This is a genomic window from Marivita cryptomonadis (genome assembly GCF_002115725.1).
In the GTDB taxonomy this organism is placed as follows: Bacteria; Pseudomonadota; Alphaproteobacteria; order Rhodobacterales; family Rhodobacteraceae; genus Marivita; species Marivita cryptomonadis.
Window position 1 is genome coordinate 24,927 of the sequence record NZ_JFKD01000025.1, and the last position, 19,205, is coordinate 44,131.

General features: G+C 57.9%; 18 protein-coding genes. 8 read left to right on the top strand and 10 right to left on the bottom strand.

Annotated elements, in window-relative coordinates; all coding sequences use genetic code 11:
• Positions 1-8: 8 nt before the first annotated feature.
• Genes MCRY_RS19675 through MCRY_RS19695 form a run of 5 tightly spaced genes read left to right on the top strand, consistent with a single transcriptional unit; the run spans position 9 to position 4,382 of the window.
• Entirely contained in the window at positions 9-1,061 is a 1,053-nt protein-coding gene (locus MCRY_RS19675) for an ABC transporter ATP-binding protein (RefSeq protein WP_085633069.1), read from the top strand.
• Between the two features lie 14 nt (positions 1,062-1,075).
• Positions 1,076-2,200, top strand: coding sequence for a cupin domain-containing protein (locus tag MCRY_RS19680; protein ID WP_085633071.1), 1,125 nt, complete (start codon positions 1,076-1,078; stop codon positions 2,198-2,200).
• Positions 2,200-2,988 (top strand): HpcH/HpaI aldolase family protein, encoded by a 789-nt coding sequence (locus MCRY_RS19685; RefSeq protein WP_085633073.1) that lies wholly within the window; start codon positions 2,200-2,202, stop codon positions 2,986-2,988. Before MCRY_RS19680 ends, MCRY_RS19685 begins: the two co-directional genes overlap by 1 nt.
• A complete protein-coding gene (locus MCRY_RS19690) occupies positions 2,978-3,661 on the top strand; it encodes an alpha/beta fold hydrolase (RefSeq protein WP_085633075.1) in 684 nt (227 codons plus the stop codon). The genes MCRY_RS19685 and MCRY_RS19690 overlap by 11 nt, the downstream gene beginning before the upstream one ends.
• Before the next feature lie 10 nt (positions 3,662-3,671).
• Positions 3,672-4,382 (top strand): RraA family protein, encoded by a 711-nt coding sequence (locus MCRY_RS19695; RefSeq protein ID WP_085633077.1) that lies wholly within the window; start codon positions 3,672-3,674, stop codon positions 4,380-4,382.
• Positions 4,383-4,496: 114 nt separating this feature from the next.
• Here MCRY_RS19695 and MCRY_RS19700 read toward each other — a convergent pair whose 3' ends face one another.
• The 7 genes from MCRY_RS19700 to MCRY_RS19730 form a co-directional block, all read right to left on the bottom strand.
• Complete coding sequence (locus MCRY_RS19700; RefSeq protein ID WP_085633079.1) at positions 4,497-5,891, bottom strand: FGGY-family carbohydrate kinase; 1,395 nt, start codon at positions 5,889-5,891, stop codon at positions 4,497-4,499.
• Entirely contained in the window at positions 5,888-6,205 is a 318-nt protein-coding gene (gene rhaM, locus MCRY_RS19705; RefSeq protein ID WP_085633081.1) for an L-rhamnose mutarotase, read from the bottom strand. Before rhaM ends, MCRY_RS19700 begins: the two co-directional genes overlap by 4 nt.
• Positions 6,202-7,203 carry an ABC transporter permease gene (locus MCRY_RS19710; protein WP_085633083.1) on the bottom strand — a complete coding sequence of 334 codons (1,002 nt, stop codon included), beginning with the start codon at positions 7,201-7,203 and terminating at the stop codon, positions 6,202-6,204. Before MCRY_RS19710 ends, rhaM begins: the two co-directional genes overlap by 4 nt.
• Entirely contained in the window at positions 7,200-8,180 is a 981-nt protein-coding gene (locus tag MCRY_RS19715; RefSeq protein ID WP_085633085.1) for an ABC transporter permease, read from the bottom strand. The genes MCRY_RS19710 and MCRY_RS19715 overlap by 4 nt, the downstream gene beginning before the upstream one ends.
• Positions 8,177-9,724 (bottom strand): sugar ABC transporter ATP-binding protein, encoded by a 1,548-nt coding sequence (locus MCRY_RS19720; RefSeq protein ID WP_085633087.1) that lies wholly within the window; start codon positions 9,722-9,724, stop codon positions 8,177-8,179. Before MCRY_RS19720 ends, MCRY_RS19715 begins: the two co-directional genes overlap by 4 nt.
• An 80-nt stretch (positions 9,725-9,804) precedes the next feature.
• Positions 9,805-10,800, bottom strand: a complete 996-nt coding sequence (rhaS, locus tag MCRY_RS19725) for a rhamnose ABC transporter substrate-binding protein (protein ID WP_085633089.1) — start codon at positions 10,798-10,800, stop codon at positions 9,805-9,807.
• 26 nt (positions 10,801-10,826) lie between these two features.
• Entirely contained in the window at positions 10,827-11,639 is an 813-nt protein-coding gene (locus MCRY_RS19730) for a DeoR/GlpR family DNA-binding transcription regulator (protein WP_085633091.1), read from the bottom strand.
• Positions 11,640-11,825: 186 nt separating this feature from the next.
• Between MCRY_RS19730 and MCRY_RS19735 the strand changes: the two genes are divergently transcribed.
• Both MCRY_RS19735 and MCRY_RS19740 read left to right on the top strand, forming a co-directional pair.
• Positions 11,826-13,928 carry a bifunctional rhamnulose-1-phosphate aldolase/short-chain dehydrogenase gene (locus tag MCRY_RS19735; RefSeq protein WP_085633093.1) on the top strand — a complete coding sequence of 701 codons (2,103 nt, stop codon included), beginning with the start codon at positions 11,826-11,828 and terminating at the stop codon, positions 13,926-13,928.
• Positions 13,929-13,949: 21 nt separating this feature from the next.
• The gene (locus MCRY_RS19740) at positions 13,950-15,188 is read left to right on the top strand and encodes an L-rhamnose isomerase (protein WP_085633095.1); all 1,239 of its coding nucleotides are present in this window, start codon (positions 13,950-13,952) and stop codon (positions 15,186-15,188) included.
• 767 nt (positions 15,189-15,955) lie between these two features.
• Here the strand turns inward: MCRY_RS19740 and MCRY_RS19745 are convergent.
• Together MCRY_RS19745 and MCRY_RS19750 are read right to left on the bottom strand one after the other, a co-directional pair.
• Positions 15,956-16,756 (bottom strand): glutathione S-transferase family protein, encoded by an 801-nt coding sequence (locus MCRY_RS19745; RefSeq protein ID WP_085633097.1) that lies wholly within the window; start codon positions 16,754-16,756, stop codon positions 15,956-15,958.
• Between the two features lie 4 nt (positions 16,757-16,760).
• Positions 16,761-17,204 carry a cupin domain-containing protein gene (locus MCRY_RS19750; protein WP_085633099.1) on the bottom strand — a complete coding sequence of 148 codons (444 nt, stop codon included), beginning with the start codon at positions 17,202-17,204 and terminating at the stop codon, positions 16,761-16,763.
• A gap of 43 nt (positions 17,205-17,247) precedes the next feature.
• Between MCRY_RS19750 and MCRY_RS19755 the strand changes: the two genes are divergently transcribed.
• A complete protein-coding gene (locus tag MCRY_RS19755; protein ID WP_238939670.1) occupies positions 17,248-18,249 on the top strand; it encodes a LysR family transcriptional regulator in 1,002 nt (333 codons plus the stop codon).
• Between the two features lie 736 nt (positions 18,250-18,985).
• On the opposite strand, the gene MCRY_RS23005 is transcribed toward MCRY_RS19755, so the two are convergent.
• The coding region (locus MCRY_RS23005; RefSeq protein WP_217808245.1) for a hypothetical protein at positions 18,986-19,205 on the bottom strand (220 nt) is incomplete at its 5' end.

The following is a 19,205-nucleotide window of genomic DNA, read 5'->3' on the forward strand; positions in this document are numbered from 1 at the left end:
AACGAAACATGGCCGAAGTCCGTCTTGTTGATATCGAAAAGAAGTATGGCAATTTCCTTGCCGTCCCGAAGCAAAGCCTGACCATTCATGACGGTGAGTTTCTGGTGCTGTTGGGGCCATCAGGCTGTGGCAAGACCACGACGATGCGCATGATCGCCGGGCTTGAGGACATCACCTCGGGCGACATCATGATCAAGGGCGAGCGGGTCAACGACAAGCCGCCCAAGGACCGCGACATCGCGATGGTGTTCCAGAACTACGGTCTTTATCCGCATATGACCGTACGCCAGAACATCGAATATCCGCTGAAACTGCGCGGCATGTCCAAGGTTGATCGCAAGGCACGGGTGCAGGAAACCGCCGAAAAGGTCGAACTGGACGCCCTGCTGGAACGCCGCCCGTCCGAACTGTCCGGTGGTCAGCGTCAACGCGTGGCTCTTGCCCGTGCTATCGTGCGCACGCCAAGCATCTTCCTGATGGACGAGCCGCTATCCAATCTGGATGCCAAACTCCGCGTGACCATGCGGGCTGAACTCAAACACCTGCATCATGAACTCGGCGTCACCACAGTATACGTGACACACGACCAAATGGAGGCGATGACGCTTGCCACACGCGTGGCTGTCATGCGTGACGGTAAGATCGTACAATTGGACACACCCAAGAAAATCTACGCCGAACCGGCTGATCTGTTTGTGGCTGGCTTTATCGGATCGCCATCAATGAACCTGATTGATGGCGCTGTGCAGAGCGGCGTGTTCCGTGCCGACGGCGTTGAACTCCCCGTCGATCTGGCGGGCTGCAAAGGGGTTGTGTTGGGCATTCGCCCCGAAGAGCTCGATATTACCGAGGACGCAGGAGCGGCCATCAGCGGCAAGCTCTACGCTCTTGAACTGACGGGGGAATCCACGCTGGTGACCCTGCGCAACGGGCCGTCTTCAGTTTGCGCACGCGGTCATGCCGATTTCGAAGCAGAGATCAATTCACCCTGTCATTTGGCACCTAAGGATGGCGCGCGCATTCATCTGTTTGACCGCGCGACCGGCGAGCGTCTCAGATAAAAAGAGGACACATCATGACGACCATCACCCAAGACATCGCCGACGCGCGCCACATTAAGCGGGACGACTATGTGTCCTGCACCGTCGCCTTCATCGACTGCAAAAAGCCCGGTTCGGACACCAAGGAAAACTATTCGATCATTGGGCCCGGCGTGACGTCTTCGGACGATCAGGTCATCAATCTGCCCGAGGCGCATGGCTTCAACATCGGTGCGGCGGCCATGCCCCACGGGATCACCAACAACCTGCACATCCATTTTACCGCCGAGGTGTTCATCGTGCAGGCGGGCGAATGGACCTTCCGTTGGGGGTCGAATGGCGAAAACGAAATCAAGGGCACCAAGGGTGATATCGTATCCGTGCCGACATGGATTTTCCGGGGCTTCACCAATGCAGGCCCTGACGATGGCTGGCTGTTCACCATTCTGGGCGGCGACAACACGGGCGGCGTGATTTTTCACCCCGAAATCATTCGGGAAGCCGCCGACTACGGCCTCTATATTTCGTCCGACAATCGCCTCATCGACACATCGCGCGGGGACGCCGTCCCCCCCGAAAGCGGCCGCATCCCACCCATGCCGGACGAAGACGTTGCAGCACTTCGCGATGTGTCGCGCGATGAAATGATGTCGCGGATCGTCGCCGCGGACGCCCGCGATTTCCGGCCCGCTTTCATCGATCAGGCCCTGCCGACGGGTGGCGCCCAAATCGCCCCTGTGATCGGTCATGGCATGACGCAAAACCGCAATCACGCTGCCCCTATCACCAATCCCCATGGGTTCTCCGCCGAATGGTTGCGGATCGAGCCGGGCCAGTCCGTCGGCCCGTTCCTGCTAGATGAAAAGATGGTCCTGATGATGCATGAGGGCCAAGCACGGCTGGACTATGTCGAGGGCGACGCCTCTGTCATCCTGAATGCATGGGACACCTACTCTGTCCCTGCGAGTGTTTTCCGCACCCTGACGGCAACCGGCGATACGCCGGTCGAAGCCCTTGTCGTTCTCAGCGGTGATCACCGCAAACGGCCCGTATTCACCCCTGAAACCCTCAACGGCGCGACGGATGCGGGGCTTGGGCTTGATGCAGGCGGGTTTGTTGCAAAGGTTAGCCTTTTGCCCAGCTACGGGCGGGCAGGATAATGCGCGCCAACGCCATCAGAACCCGCCTCGCGGCCTCGCAGATCGTTGTAAACGGCTGGCTCTCGATTGCCTCAGCTTATTCCGCCGAAGGCGTCGGCCACAGCGGCGTCCACGCCGTCACCGTCGATCTGCAACACGGCATGCTGGGCTTTTCGGACGCACTGGCGATCATGCAAGCGCTATCCGCAACGCCTGCAACGCCTATGGTCCGCGTGCCCGAGCTTAATCCAGCGAACATCATGCACCTTCTGGATGCAGGGGCCTACGGTATCATCTGCCCGATGATCTCGACGCCGGAACAAACCAAAACGCTGGTCGATGCCTGCCGCTACCCGCCCCTGGGCAACCGCAGCTTCGGCCCCTCTCGCGGGCTGCTTTATGGCGGGCCTGACTATGTGGCGCAGGCGGATAAAACTGTGATGGCCATCCCGATGATCGAAACCGCCGAAGCGGTCGAGCGTATTGAAGATATCCTAGATGTCGACGGCGTCGATATGGTCTATATCGGCCCCAACGATCTGGCGTTTGAAATGGATGGTCATTCCGGCCATCCCCGCCCGAAATCCGAGGCTGGCTTGCTTCATGTGCTGGCCGCAGCCACCAAACGCGGCATACCTGCCGGAATTTTCTGCGGTTCCGGCGAAGAAGCACGCACCCGTATCGAACAGGGCTTCCGCCTTGTGACACCCGGCAACGACTTTGCCCATCTGACCCGCAGCATGCGCGAGGCCGTGCGTGTCACCCTTGAAGAGACGAGCCCCGGAACCGCCGTTCAAAATGGCTATTGAGGGATTGTCAAACAAACCTTGGTTGCTCTTGCCCGGCACGTTGTGCACCGGGGCGGTCTTTGACAGGTTTCTGGATGGGCTTGGCGTAGCACACACCGCTCGGACCTTTGTAACACTGGACCGTCCTTCCATCGAAGACTACCGCGTGGATTTCGATGGCCTTGCAACCGATACGATCGTCTGCGGCTTTTCCCTAGGGGCAATCGTGGCGGCCCATTTTGCAGACAGCATGACCGCAGACCGCCTGATCCTTTTCGGGCTCAACCCTTACGCCGATGACCCTGCCAAGGCCCCGTTGCGCCACGCTCTGTTGCAGGATGTCCGCACCTTTGGCGGGGCAGCGGCTCTCAAGACCCGCCTTGCGGACATCTTTGGCCCCGCCCCTGATGCAACACGGGCTGCAATCTGCCAGATGGCCGAAGAGACCGCGCCATTAATAGGCGCGCAAACCCAGCTGGCGCTAAGCCGCCCGGGCGCGCTGCCTGCTTTGACACAGGCCGCAATGCCCGTTCTGGCCGCAACTGGCACGCAGGATCAGGCCTCTCCGCCTCCGCAAGGTCAGGCCGCCGCACAAAATGCGCCCAACGGGCAATTTCGCAGGCTGGACGGCTTGGGGCATTTTGCCCCGCTGGAAGACCCAAGTGCCTGCGCCAAAGTGATGCGAGACTGGTAGGAGGCAAATCATGAACACTTCTGACATCTCCACGCTCATAGATCGTTTGCACAACTGCGACACGCCCACCGTCTGCAACGCCATCGAAGCTGCCCAAGGCCAGCGCGGCTTCGCGGGCTTCACCCACCGCACAATCACATGGGCGGGCGACAAAGACGCGCGGATCGTCGGCTTTGCCCGCACAGCACGCATCGCAGGGACCCGCCCGCCCACCGAACCACCCGACGAAATCCGCCGCCGCCGCATGGCCTATTTTGAGGCGATGAACGCAGGCCCCCGCCCTGGCGTGGCCGTCATCGAAGATACTGACGGCGACGCCGCGATCGGCGCTTGGTGGGGTGAGGTCCATGCGCTTGTCCACAAGGGCGTCTTTGGCCTTAGCGGGGCGGTGACCAACGGGGTCGTTCGTGATCTGGGTGACTTGCCCGATGGCTTTCCGGTCCTTGCCGGATCGGTCGGCCCAAGCCACGACTTTGTCCACGTTCGCGACATTGGCACGCCCGTCACCATCTTTGGCATGACCGTAACCGAGGGCGACTTGATCCACGCGGACCGCCACGGCGCGGTCTGCATCCCCGCAGACGTGATCCCAAAGATGAACGTCGCGCTCGACCGGCTCTTCGCTGCCGAAGCCGTGGTTCTGGACCCTTTGAAAGAAGGACCCGTTGATTTTGAAACCTTCAAGGCCCTCTGGGCCAGTTTTGAGAAGGCACGCACATAGGCGCACATGTTCTGCGCAACGTCGCCGACGGTTTCAGCGGCGCGACAATCAAAACGTCAAACATCAATCCGGCAATGGTTTCTGACCAGAGACGTCGCTTGCTGCCCCGCGCGGCTAGTCGGCGTCTGCCAACCCGCACCACTGATCGGCATAAGCCCTGAGTCTGTTCAAAGGTAATTTTGTTTCTACCGTGTCTAGCCCGAGTGAGAACGCTTCATCCGCAAGCAACATGGCTGCGCCGATGCTTGTACCTGTAACGGCTGCATTCGTGAGAACGGGGCGTGCAGTTACTGCATTCAGCATTGCGAGGTATGCGGAATTTCTTGCGAAAGGGCCTTCCACAATCGTGGGGCCGGCGCCTTTGACGAGTCTCAGGCAGGTGCCTGTCATCAAAGCCAAGTAGAACGAAAGCGCGGCCGACCGTTGACCCGTTCCGACCTTTGGCTCACCGCCGTGCCACTGCATCTGCCGCCCCTGAAACGGCCCCGAACAGCGTTCGACCGATGGCAAGAGCATACGGCAATCCTCCAGCACTGCAGACACGTCGCGTTCCGTTGGGTCGACCGGCTGTCCTTGCTGAATCAGTTCGAATTCTCGTCCGCCCATAAAGCGCGCACTTGCCACCGCTTGATCGTGCGCGTTGACGTTGACGAGGGTGTCACGAGACGGGTCTAGCGTAACCGCATTGCCGCCATTCAAGGACATAGCGATGACCCAAGTACCTGTTGAGACCACCGACACCGGGCCGTTTTGCGAGGTGACATAGGGATAAAGCGACGCGTTTGAATCGTGGATGCCCACGCAAACCGGCGTTGCGGGTGTGAGGCCGGTGGCCTTGGCTATCTCGGGCAAAACCGTCCCCAAAATGTCGCCGGGGCGGCGCACGGGTGCGATCTTGTCGCGAATGCCGAGCTTGTCCGTCAGGTCAGAGAACCTCCCTTCATAGGGATTCCACAGATCGGTGTGGCAGCCGATGGATGTGACATCCGTTGCGGTCACGCCTGTCAGGCGATGCCCCCAGTATTGCGGGTAAGTGACGATCTGGGCGGTGCGGTCTTTGAGGCTTGGATCACCGGCAAGAAGCCAGTGCAGCTGCGCGCCAATGTTCAGACCACCTGCAAGCTTGGGCGATCCGGTCTGCGCAAAATCGGGTTTAAGGGCATCGTAGGCGTCGATAATATCGTCGGGATAATTCTGTTCGTAGTCGAGGATAGGTGTCGCCAATGCGCCCGTCGCATCAAGTAATGCGGCACAGGCGCCGTGGGTGGTTATCGAAATCGCGTCGACACGGTGGTCTCTATGGAACTGTGCCAGAGCATCCAGAAGGAACGCCCAGTGTCCCTCCACATCGTAATGCGGATATGGGGGCGCGGTTTGCACGATGTTCGGGCGCGTGACGACCGCTATTTCTGTCAGGGTGGGTAGATCAACCAGCGCGAGTTTCGCGTTGGTCTTACCGATGTCTATAACAGCGATATGGCGTGGCCCCGTCTTGGTCAGTAAAGTCATGGCATGTGAAACAGCGGTGTAAGCGGCATCGCGACGGGCGAATTATCCTCGTTTGTTTCCATGATGTCCCCCATGTAAGCCCACCATTTTTGCATCACCGAATGTTTGGGCAAGGCGTCCATCCTGTGATCGTTTGCGCGCGTCAGAACCCCAATAAGGTGGCCCGTTTCCTCGTCCAGATGGATCGAATAATCGCTGACACCGGCGTCGTGCAGCAGTTCTACAAGTTCGGGCCAGATCGCATCATGGCGGCGCTTGTATTCCTCGGCCATCCCGTCGTTCAGCCGCATGCGAAAGACGTAACGTTCGCTCATGCCTTGCGCCCTGCGGCAGCCATCGCCCATAGACGTGGCAGGGCAATCACCCCGATCAGCAATAGGCCGATGAAGATCGACATCACGATGCCCGGGACATTCAGCAGGCCCAGCCCGAAGGTCACGAGCCCCATCACGAAGGCCGCGATCACGACACCCGGGATCGTTCCAGACCCACCGAGGATGTTAACCCCGCCAAGGACGACCATTGTCACCACCTCAAGCTCCATCCCGGTTGCGATGCTGGGCCGCGTCGAGCCAAGGCGCGACGTAAGGCAGACAGCGGCAATGCCAGACATCAGGCCTGTCAGCAGGAACAGGATGAACTTGACGCGGGCTACGCGGATACCGCTAAACAATGCTCCCGTCGGGTTATTGCCTATCGCATAGACGGCGCGGCCGAAGTTGGTTTTGTGGAGCAGCACCCCGTAGATGATCGCGATGATGACAAACAACAGCATCTCGACCGTGAAGACCCAGTAGATGTAGCCTTGTCCGAACCATGAAAAGCTGGCCGGATACCCTCGGAAAGCATCATCGCCGAGAATTATGTAGCTGATGCCACGAAACAGGCTCATTGTGCCTATGGTTACGACGATGGATGGCAGGCCAAGCACCGTGACGAAGAACCCGTTGAAGGCTCCGCAAAGCAAACCAACCGTCAGACCGATCATGACAAGTTCCGGCGTGCCAGCACCGTATTGCAATGCTAGCCCCATCGCCGTACTGGACAGCGCTATGATGGAGGCGACAGAAAGGTCAATTTCACCCGAGATGATCAGAAGCGCCATGGCGAAGGCGATCATGGCCTTTTCGGTAAAGTTGAATGTTGCGTCAGACAGGTTCCAAGCGCTCAGGAAATAGGGCGAGGCGAAGCTGTTGATCACGAAGATCGCAATGGCAACGGCCAGCAGCAAAGCCTCCCAGCTTTTGAAGATCCGCGTCGCGCGGCTGTTCAGATGGTCAGGGACATGGCGGGTTTGGGTAGCGTCCGTCATTGGGTGGCCTCCGCCGATTTTAGGATAATTCGACCCTTGTTGCGGCCAGAACGGGCGTTGAAGGCCACGGCAATGAGGATCGCGCTGCCAGAGATGGCGAGTTGCCAGAAAGGTGAGATATTCACGACCGGAAGCGCGTTCTTGACGACACCAAGAAAGATCGCGCCCAGGACTGCGCCCCCGACAGAGCCGACCCCTCCAGCAATGGAGATGCCGCCGATAACGCAGGCGGCGACCACCTCAAGTTCGAAGCCGCCCGCGATATCGACATAAGCCACCGCAAAGCGCGACACCCAGAGGTAGCCGGTCAGGCCGGCCAACGCGCCCGAGACGACGAAGGCCCAGAACTGCGTTTTGCCTACGTCGATTCCGGTGTAGACGGCGGCATGTGGGTTGCCGCCGACTGCAAAAATGGACCGTCCGAAGGGTGCGCGCGCCATCATGATCCCGAAGATGATGATTGTGATAATGGCCGCCCATGAGAGCACAGGCAGGCCCAATAACTCCATGCGAGGAAAGCCCGTGAAGGCGGGCGACATTTCATGGGAATTTACCCACTTGCCGTCTGAAATCAGGAAGATGATGCCGCGAAAGATGGTCATCGTGCCAAGGGTAACAACGATCGGTGGGATGGCCAGTTTCCAGACCAGCACGCCGTTGATCGCGCCCATGATCGCCCCCAGAAAGATGGCAATTGCGATGATAACTGGGATTGGAAGTCCGGGCATCGCAACATTGATCATCGCCACGGCCATGCCCGTCAAAGCAAGGTTCGCGGCCACCGAAAGATCGATGCAACGGGTCAGGATCACGACCATCTGTCCAAGCGCGAGGATGATCAGCGGGGCCGTGTCATTGAACACATTGGCCAGATTTGAGGGCGCAACGAAGCCTGCAAAGCGGGAAGAAATGAGAAGGAGCAGCACCAGGATCGCACCGGCCAAAATGGTTTCGCGCACGGGAATAAGACGGGTCATGCTGCGGCCCCTTCCGTCGATGATGTGATCCCCGCCGCATGACGCACGAGTGTCTCGGGGGACAATTCGCCCTTCGACAGTTCGGCGGCGATGCGACCGTCACGCATGACGATCACTCGGTCCGACATCCCGATGATCTCCGGTATTTCAGAGCTGACCATGATGACGGACAGGCCCTGCGCGGCGAGTTCAGACATGAACTCATGCACCGCCGCCTTGGAACCGATGTCGATCCCTTTGGTCGGTTCGTCGAGGATGATCACCTGCGGCTGGGTGGCCAGCCATTTGGCGATGACAACCTTTTGCTGGTTGCCGCCCGACAGATTGCCCACGTCTTGATCGAGCGCCGCTGCGCGAAGGTCCAGCCGCTGCGAATACTCACGCGCCAGCTTGAATTCCTCGGCAAGTTTCAAGAACCCGCTGCGGGATGTCTTACCCAAGGACGGCAAAGTGATGTTCTGGAAGATCGGCAAGCCGATGATCGCACCCTGCTTGCCGCGATCCTCGGGGACATAGACGATCCCGTTTGAGACCGCGTCAGCGGGGGAGCGGATGACCTTGATGTCGCCGTTGACCAGACAGACGCCCTTGGAGGGCTTGGTGATCCCGAACAGGGCTTGCATAAATTCGGACCGGCCCGCGCCAACAAGCCCGTAGAAACCGAGAATCTCGCCACAGTTCAGGGTGAAACCGATGTCCGCGAATTCGGTCGGGTGATCGTAGCCGACGACCCTGAGGACTTCTTCGCCGATGTCATGGTCGCTTTGCGGGAAAATCTGGTCGACGGATCGCCCGACCATCATCGTCACCAATTCCCCTTCGGAAATGTCAGAGATACGACCGTCTCCAACAAAGGCCCCGTCGCGAAAGACGGTATAGCGGTCGGCGATACGGAAAATCTCGTCGAACTTGTGGCTGATGAACAGGATCGCCTTGCCTTGTGACTTCAGGGTTTCGACCAGTTCATACAATTCTTCGATTTCTTTGTGGGACAGAGCCGCAGTCGGCTCGTCCATGATGACCACGCGAGCGTCGACCGACAGTGCGCGGGCAATCGCCACGAGATGTTTGCTGGCAATGCCAAGGTCGCGCAGTTGGGTGTGGGAACTGAAGGGCGCACCGATGTCAGCCAGAAGTTTGCCCGCGTTGCGGTGCATTTGCGCGGTATCAATTAGGCCGAACCGTGTGCGGGGCGCATGGCCGATATAGATGTTTTCTGCCACGGAAAGTTCATCAAACAGCACGGTCTCTTGGTGAATGGCCGTGATGCCTGCTTTCGCGGCGTCATTTGGTGAGGCAAAGGAAATCGGTTCACCGTCTATACGGATTGTGCCACCGTTCGGTTGGTAAATGCCTGTCAGGATTTTGACGGTCGTCGATTTACCTGCGCCGTTCTCACCGACAAGGGCAGTCACTTGGCCCGGGTACAGGTCCAGTTTGACCTCATCCAGCGCTTTCACACCGGGAAATGTTTTGGTGATCATGTCCATGGAGACCATGGGAGACACGTCAGGCGATACGGCGGGCGCAGGGCGGGTCGACATCCGAACACACTCTCAGGATTTAGGGCTGGGGCAGTTAGGCCCGGCGCGCGTGATGTACCGGGCCTAATCAGGGAGTTGTCTTAGAAGATCGACTTGAACTCGTCGATGTTGCTGGCATCGTAGACAAATGGATCTGCCATTGCGCCTTCGTTGTTGTCATCCAGCGTCAGGCTGCCCATGCGGCCCATGGGGATTTCCGCACCCGGGGCGGCTTCGACACCGTTCTGGCTCAGCTCATAAGCCAGCATCGTGGCGGAATAGCCCAGATCAATGGGGTTCCAAATCGCGAAGGACTGAGACGCACCACTTTCGATCGCGCCAGCCATTTCCGACGGCAAACCAAGGCCGGTCACGTTCACCTGACCAACCTTTCCGGCGTCCACGACAGCCTGCGCAGCAGCCACGATCCCAACAGATGTCGGGGCAATGATTGCGTCCAGATCAGGATAGGTCTGCATCAGGCCCGTGGCTTCACGGTAGGATTTGTCCGCAAGGTCGTCGCCGTATACGGTCGCGACGACTTCGATGCCGGGATAGTCGCCCATCACCTTGTTCATCTCTTCCATCCAGATGTTCTGGTTGGTCGACGTGGTTGTTGCGGACAGCAGTGCGACCTCGCCACCATCCGGCAGATGGTCTGCAGCCAACTTGATGATCATATTGCCGATCAGCGCGTTAGAAGACGGGTTCAGATGCATCTGGCGGCCCTCAGGTGCCACACCAGAATCCCAGCTGATAACAGTGATGCCACGCTGCATGGCGCGCTGCAGAGCTGGAACCAATGCGTCGGTGTCGTTCGCGGAAATCGCAATTGCATCGACTTGCTGTGCGATAAGCGAGTTGATGACTTCGATCTGGCCTTCAGCCGTGGTGTCGGTTGGGCCAGTGTAGATGATTTCCACATTGCCGAGTTCTGCGGCAGCTTCTTCAGCGCCTTCAGCGGCCGCTTCAAAGAACCCAATGCCAAGCGCTTTAACGACAAGGGCTATACGAACATCGTCTTGAGCAAATGCTGGGGTCGCGATCATCGCGGCGGCCATCGCAGCGGATGCTGCCAGTTTCTTCAGTACACTCATGGTTTTCCTCCCTGGAGTGGTTGCGGTCAGGCTGGCAGATGCGCCACCCCCTCTTTCTGCGCAGCGCCAGAAGGCACTACGATCAGCGTCACATCCGCCGACTCCAACATGGCCGCAGTGCGGTCATCGATCTTTTCGTCGGTGATGATTGTGTCGATCCGCTCAAGTGGGCACAGCACAAGGCTGGAGCGATTTTCAAACTTCGTACTGTCGACCAGAACAATCAGCTCTTCGGCCTGCCCGATCAGCTTTTGTTCGGCCTGGATCAGCAACGGGTCGCCTTCCATCAGGCCCAACGGGCCGACGCCCTGGGCACCCATGAACATGCGTCTGGCGTAGAAGTTGCGTGTGACGTCATTATCGAACGGGGACAGGATAATGTTCTGCTCGCGATAAATGATCCCACCAGACAGCATCACCGTATTTTGGGTGTTCTTCAGCAGATGTTCGGCAATCGGAAACGAATTGGTAAAAACCTGCATTCGGCGCGATGCCAGTGGGTGGACCATCTGAAACGTCGTGGTGCCACCGTTGATGATGATTGGTTCACCATCCTCGCACAGCTCCACTGCAGCTGCAGCAATGGCCTGCTTTTCAGCGATGTTCATCGTTTCGTTGACGGAAAACGGCCGACCCGCGAGGCCAACAAACGGCTTCGTGGTCAAAGCCTCTGCCCCTCCGCGCACGCGGCGAAGTTTTTTCTGTTCGTCCAGCGTATTGATGTCGCGGCGCACGGTCGCTTCGGATGCGCCGGTCAATGCACACAGGTCTATGACGGTCACCAGGGACCGGTCTTGAACTGCGGATAGGATGACTCTGTGGCGATCTTTTTCGTGCATGGAATGCCCCTTTGACTGGGACGACCGTGGAGCGAGTCGTGTCGCCATGTCAATCATTATTTGTCATCTTCAATCATTCTGCGCCGCAGCATGATTGAAGATGATTGAATTTGATTGACTTGCAAAGATCACAGCGTCACGGTGCAGTAGAACACCACGCCCCAACCGTCGCCCACGGAGAGACAGATGACACCTTCCCAAACCAGCCAACGTCTTGAAAATAAATGGGATGACGCCCGCGCTCAGGATATGAGCGAGCCTGAAAAGCTGCTCTATCGCTCCAACTTGCTCGGCTCGGATAAGAGAATCACGAACTACGGCGGTGGCAATACATCTGCGAAGGTGATGCAAGACGATCCGCTGACGGGTGACGTGACCGAGGTGCTTTGGGTGAAGGGCTCTGGTGGGGACGTTGGGTCGATCAAAATGGATGGGTTCTCAACGCTCTATATGGACAAACTGAACGCGCTGCGGGGCTTGTATCGCGGGGTCGAGTTCGAGGATGAGATGGTTGCCTACCTTCCCCACTGCACCTTCAATCTGAACCCGCGCGCAGCCTCAATCGATACGCCGCTCCATGCCTATGTGCCTGCCAAACACGTCGATCACATGCACCCCGATGCAATAATTGCGATCGCAGCCGCCAAGGACAGCAAAGCGCTGACGCAAAAGATTTTCGGGAACAGGATTGGTTGGCTGCCATGGAAAAAACCGGGCTACGAATTGGGTCTCTGGTTGTCGGATTTCTGTAAACAGAACCCTGACGCCAAAGGTGTCGTGCTTGAAAGCCATGGGTTGTTCACCTGGGCGGATGACGCGAAGGACTGTTACGAGCTGACGCTGAATGTGATCCAAACGGCGATGGACTGGTTCGCCACCGAGACCGCTGGCAGGGATGCATTTGGCGGTCCAGTTCATACCAGCCTTGATGCAGATGCACGCCGCGCCACAGCCGCACGCCTGATGCCTGCTATTCGCGGCTATGTGTCTGGCCAGCAGCATATGGTGGGCCATTTCACCGACAGCGATGCGGTGCTGGAGTTCGTCAACGCCAAAGACATGGAACGTCTGGCCGCTCTTGGCACGTCTTGTCCCGACCATTTCCTGCGCACCAAAATCTGCCCATTGGTGGTCGATTTCAACCCCGCAAAGCCGGACATTGATGCCACCATCGCGGGTCTTGCGGATGCCATCGCCGAATACCGCGTCGGCTATCAGGCCTACTACGATCGCTGCAAACGCGACGACAGCCCTGCTATCCGTGATCCCAATGCAGTCGTGTACCTGATCCCCGGCGTCGGCATGATCACCTTCGCCAAGGACAAGGCGACAGCCCGCATCTCGGGTGAATTCTACGTCAACGCCATCAACGTGATGCGCGGTGCGGACGCCGTGTCCGAATACCAAGGGCTACCCGAACAAGAGGCCTTCGACATCGAATACTGGCTGCTTGAAGAAGCCAAACTGCAACGCATGCCCGCGCCGAAATCCATGGCGGGCCGCGTGGCCTTGGTCACTGGTGGCGCTGGCGGGATCGGGGCGGCCACGGCTGAGCGCTACTTGCGGGAAGGAGCCTGCGTGATGCTGGCCGATATTGATGATGCAGCCCTTGCTGAAACCCACGAGAGCCTCAGCGCGAAATACTCCGCCGATGTGGTGCGCACCATAAACATGAATGTCACCGATGAGGCCGCTGTCGCATTTGCCTACAGTGATATCACCGCAGAATTCGGTGGCATCGACATTCTCGTCTCCAACGCAGGGATCGCAAGCTCGGCCCCAATCGAGGACACGAGCCTCGATCTGTGGAACAAGAACATGTCGATCCTGTCCACGGGCTATTTCCTTGTCAGCCGCGAGGCGTTCAAACTGTTCAAGGTTCAAAACATGGGCGGCGCGATTGTGTTCGTAGCCTCCAAAAACGGCCTTGCGGCATCGCCCAATGCGTCGGCCTATTGCACCGCCAAAGCGTCCGAGATTCACCTTGCCCGTTGCCTCGCCCTCGAAGGTGCGCCCATGGGCGTGCGCGTCAACGTCGTGAACCCGGATGCGGTGTTGAAGGGCTCCAAGATCTGGCAAGGCGAATGGCTTGATCAGCGCGCTGGCACCTATGGCACTGACAAGGACGGACTCGAAGAGATGTACCGCGATCGCTCCATGCTAAAACGCTCTGTGCTGCCAGAGGACATCGCTGAGGCCGCCTATTTCCTCGCCTCCGATCTGTCTGCCAAGTCGACAGGCAATATTATCAACGTCGATGCCGGCAACAAAGAAGCGTTCACACGCTGAACGCCGCAGGGAGGACAGAACATGAGCTACGAGAGCGCAAAAGCCGCCTTTGCTGACTGGGGCGTAGACACCGAAGCCGCCCTAACGCGGCTGGCTGACATCCCGATTTCCATGCACTGCTGGCAAGGGGATGACGTCGTTGGGTTCGAGCAAAAATCTGGCAGTTCGGGCGGCGGCATTCAGGCCACGGGCAACCACCCCGGCCGCGCCCGCACACCGGACGAATTACGCGCGGACCTTGAGTTTTCCTACCGCCAGATCCCCGGCAATCACCGCCTTAACCTGCATGCCTTCTACCTAGACACCAACCAGAAACCTGACCGTGATGAAATCGAATTCAGCCACTTTGCCCCTTGGGTCGACTGGGCGAAAGATCAGGGCCTCGGGCTTGATTTCAATCCGACGTTCTTTGCCCATGAAAAAGCAGACGACAATCTGACGCTCAGCCATCCCGATCAGGGCATTCGCGATTTCTGGATCGAGCACGGAAAACGGTCACGCGACATTGCGGCTCAGATGGGCGCGGCCCTAGGCACGACCTGCGTCAACAACATCTGGGTACCAGACGGGTATAAAGACACGCCGGTTGACCGCATGGCACCGCGCAGGCGGCTGGAGGCCTCGCTCGACGCGATGATGGCAACGCCACATGACAAGGCAAAGATGCTGGATGCCGTCGAAAGCAAGCTGTTCGGGATCGGGGTCGAGGCCTGCACTGTCGGCAGCCACGAATTCTACATGGGCTACGCAATCCGCAAAGGCACCTTGTTGTGCCTCGACATGGGCCATTTCCATCCAACAGAAAACGTGGCCGACAAACTCAGTTCGGTTGCCTTATCAGTTGGCGAAATCCTGCTCCACGTCAGCCGTCCCATGCGTTGGGACAGCGACCACGTAATCCTTCTCGACGATGCAATCCTGCAAATAGCGCAAGAATTGGTGAGCGCCGATTTATTAGGACGCACCCATATCGGCCTCGATTTCTTTGATGCCACGATAAGCCGGACGGCGGCCTGGGTCATCGGTACACGAAACATGCAAAAGGCACTTTTGCGCGCTCTATTGGCCCCTTGGGATGAATTGAAGTCAGCGGAAAACAACCTCGACTACACGTCTCGTCTGGTTGTGACCGAAGAGATCAAGGACTTGCCTTACGCAACCATTTGGGCCGAGTTCTGCAACCGGATGGGCGTTGCAAACGGTCTATCTCTTATCTCAGAACTCGACCAATACCAGGCGCGTGTCGCTGACCGAAACTGAGCACGCTGCAAGCCAAGATATTTTGTGGTTTCGAGCGGCAGCTCTGTGTCAGGGACCTACAATCCGGTCAAATCGTCCTACGGCAGCCAAGTGCGCAACTAGATCCTTGACCGCGAGCACCGCAATTGTCGGGTTTCACCGGTCATGGGATCGACCACCAATATCGCCCGGCTTCAAGCGATCCTTTATCGCTCCAAACTGCTGATCGGCGCAGTCTGGAGCGAATGACCGCGTCCCGGTGCCGGGTGCGGGAAACCGTAAGTCGATCCAGTTCCAGCGCTTCAATTTGCCCAAAACTTCGCAACCACCGAACGCTCGCTATGAAGTTCCAGAAGGCGATTTCAATTTGCACACACAGTACACACGGCGCCATTTAAGCCGCTGAAATCTATAAAGACCCAGTCCAATCCATCATAGGGGCAGAAGAGAGGCGCGCTGCCTCGGTGGCAGCGTTCAAGGTCATCAAGTGTCTCCTTCGGGCCGCCAACATGTGGGACGGACGCTCAGTGCACACCATACGCACACGTGAGACATGCCGCTACCCTACCCCGTGCAAAGACAGGCGTTCGGCGGTCGTTGGAAGGGTCCGACTTCAATCCCACTTCTGAAACTGGTTTCGGTCGTGTCCCAAACCTTGATCATGCTCGTCGCCGACGGGAGCCGGGTAGCGGACGTTCGTACTTCGCGCGGCGAATGACCGGGACGAGCCCAATTTGTCCGATGCCGCGCGGCGCACGAATGTCCGGTTCTGATTTTTGACGCCATGGTCAGGCGACAAGGCCGAGTTCTTTGTCGGTGGCTGTTGCCGCATATTTTTCCCTTGGGGGCATGGGTCTTGATTGCCAAGGCGGCTCGAAGGTGAAGCTTGAAACACTGCGCCCCTCTGGCAAAGCACCATTTCCTGCTCCAAGCGCGTAATCGTAGTACAGCTTGACGATCTCTTCATCGGTCACCTGCTGTGTCGCCGGATGCGCCATACATGCGCCATGCCAAGCTCGAACACGGTCATAGTCCTTGCCCTCGGGGAGCTTGAAACCTTCGTAGTAGTCAAGGAACCAAAACCGCTTGAACATTGGGGTGAAGACGGCCTCAGCCAGACCAAAATCCTCAAACAGATATGGACCGGTTGGGCTGTGATGCCCCAGGAAATCATCAATGTCCCGATACAGCGCCAAGAGCTTGTCTTGATGTACGTCCCGCTGTGCCAGGTCCTGATTCATGACAAAGAGATAACCTGCCATCGTGAACGGGCCCTCGCGGGCAATCAGCATCGACTCAATGGCATGTTCGACCGGGTCGCTGCGGCGCAACGGGGCGCCCGGCAAGGCTTCGTCAAGATAGCGCAGGATCACGAGGCTTTCCTTCAAAATTTGCCCGTCGCTGGTTTCCAGCACCGGCAGGGCAGTGGTTCCTCGGGTTTTGGCGAGCAAATCAGGATCGCGCGGCTTGGTGATGTCTACGACCCGGAATTCTACTGCATCTGTTAGCCCCCGCAGAGCCAGCAGGATTTCCAGACGCTGCGAGAATGGGCAGACGGGGATGTGATAGACGATGTGCTTTTCGGTCATGGGATCAATCCAACAGGGGGCCGGTGAAGGCCATGTTGTGCCGCTTGGCGCTCTCTTCGATAGCGGGCATGTCCTCGGGGATGCGGCATTGACCGGCTGCCATGTCTGCAAAGAAGCCTTCGAAACCGCCGGGGGTTAGGATCACGAAGTGGCGGCAAGGGCCGTCATCGGTCACCTTGAATGTATGTTCATTGCCGCGCGGGATGAACACGCTTTCGCCCGCACCGGCGGTGAACTCTTCGCCTTCCAGCCAGAACTTGCAGGTCCCGGTAACGATCACAAAGGTTTCGTCTTCGTTCTGATGCATATGTCGCGGCGGGCCGCTGCCTGCGGGGGACCAGCTGTCCACAATGGACATCGCGCCACCGGTCTGTTCTGGGCGGAGGATTGTTTTGTATTGTACGCCAAGCCATTCGATGGCTCCGTCGATTTGGGCCAGATCTTCCATTGTTTCGCTCCCTTGGTATTGGATTGAAACGAATGCGCTTTCGTTGACAGATAGCTACATTCTAGCCAACCTATCAGGCAAACCGCATTTTCTGATATTGGGTATCGGCCAAGTGAATTTCGCAACACTCGATCTCAATCTTTTGCGCGTGCTCGACGCCCTCTTTCGCGAAGGCTCAACCGTAAAGGCGGCCGATCGGCTGGCCATGTCGCAATCCGCTGTCTCCGGTGCCCTGTCACGTCTTCGCTATGCCTTGCATGACCCACTTTTTGTCCGGCAGGGAAACCGATTGGTTGCAACGGATTATGCAGCGGGGCTCGAAACCGGTTTGCACGAGGAACTCGAACGTCTGGCGGCGTTGCTCGCCCCATCGGCTACCTTTGAGCCGCGAACTGCTGAAGGGACTTTCCGGATTGCAGCCAGCGATTTTTTCGCGGAACTCCTGATGCCGCCTTTGGGTGATCTCCTGCAAAAGTCCGCGCCCAATCTGCGGGCACAGCTCGTTGATCTGGTTCCGAACGATTATGTGGCCAGCTTAGAACGACGCAAGGCCGACATAGCGCTGATCCCTGATTTGGTACTGCCGGACTGGGTCAATCGGGAACCGCTCTTCCACTCACCGTTCCAGGTTATCGCCCGCAAAGGCAATCCGGGCGTTGTGGGGCTTAAGAACGGGACGCAGATGCCAATGGATACCTTTTGCGCGCTTCACCACGTTCTGTTCTCTCCTGAAGGAAATCTCGCTGCGATGGGTGATGCCGCGCTGACACGCGTTGGCAAACGTCGGCAGGTCGCGATGACTGTTCCTGTGTTCAGCGGCATCTGCCGCGCGGTGAGCGAAAGCGACCTCATTGCGCTTGTACCCGCGCAACTTGCTGAGAAAGTGGCTAAAGCATTTGGGTTGCATGTGTTCAAACCTCCAATGGAGATTGAACCTGCGTTGATCATCGGCATCTGGCACAAGCGTTCCGACAACGCCCCGATGGCGGCCTGGATGCGGAGCCAAGTCTTCGAATTAATGAAGGGCTTGGATCCAGGCAGTTAGTCAAAATGTTCTATCGAGCGCCGTTCGGATAGATAAAAATCAATGTTTCGAAGGACAGAATTGAAATGGATTTGTTCAATCAATGCAGACATTCGCGCAGGCGCAGCGAATTCATCCTTCGTCCGCATGTGAGACATCTGCGTCGAGCGCAGCGATGGTCGGCTTTTGAAGAGACGCGATCAGTCGTGTGTCAAACAGTGGTTCAAAACCGACGAGCAAAACCCGCTGTTGCGCCCTGTCCCAAACCGACCTGCAACTCACTTAACCCTTGATCGCTGTACTGGAGGCCAAATAGCCATGTCTCATTGCAGGCTTGGGGAGGCCCATTTGCCGTTCTGGTTCAAATGCGCTTCAGTTTGACCAAGTCCGCAAAATCGCCAAACGCCCGACAGAGTGCGCCAGAAGGCGATTTCAGGTTGCACACAGCCTGCACAAGAAGCGGCTTAACTTGTTGCAATCAAACGGGAAACAGTCCCATCCATCATCGGCGCAGAAGAGAGGCGCGCTGCCTGGGTGGCTGCGTTATTGGGCATTCTTAAGTCTCCTATGGTCCACGAACTGGTTTCGTGCGGCCATGTTGCACACTTAGTACACAGCAAATGTCGTCGTCTAGGGCCCCGAGCATGGAGACAGGTAAACGGCGGTGAATGGGAGGTTTGTGTTTTTGCCCCCCTCCTCTACGGCAAATCCGAAACGGAACGCGAATGTCTTGTGTACACATATAAACCCAATGAGCTCATTTTCTGCCTCCCAAGGAGGTAAACAAGACAATGGCTTCTATCCAGTAGTCCCGGTCGATCTGCCTGCTATCGACGCGGTGGCTGATGCGCGACCGGCGGGATTTTCGGACCGCCTTGCGGGACAGCTCCTTTTTCGTGCCGGACACCCGATGGCACCACGGACAGATCAGGTCGTTCGAGAACATCGTTGGCCGTCCCTGAGCCGAACCGTGTGGA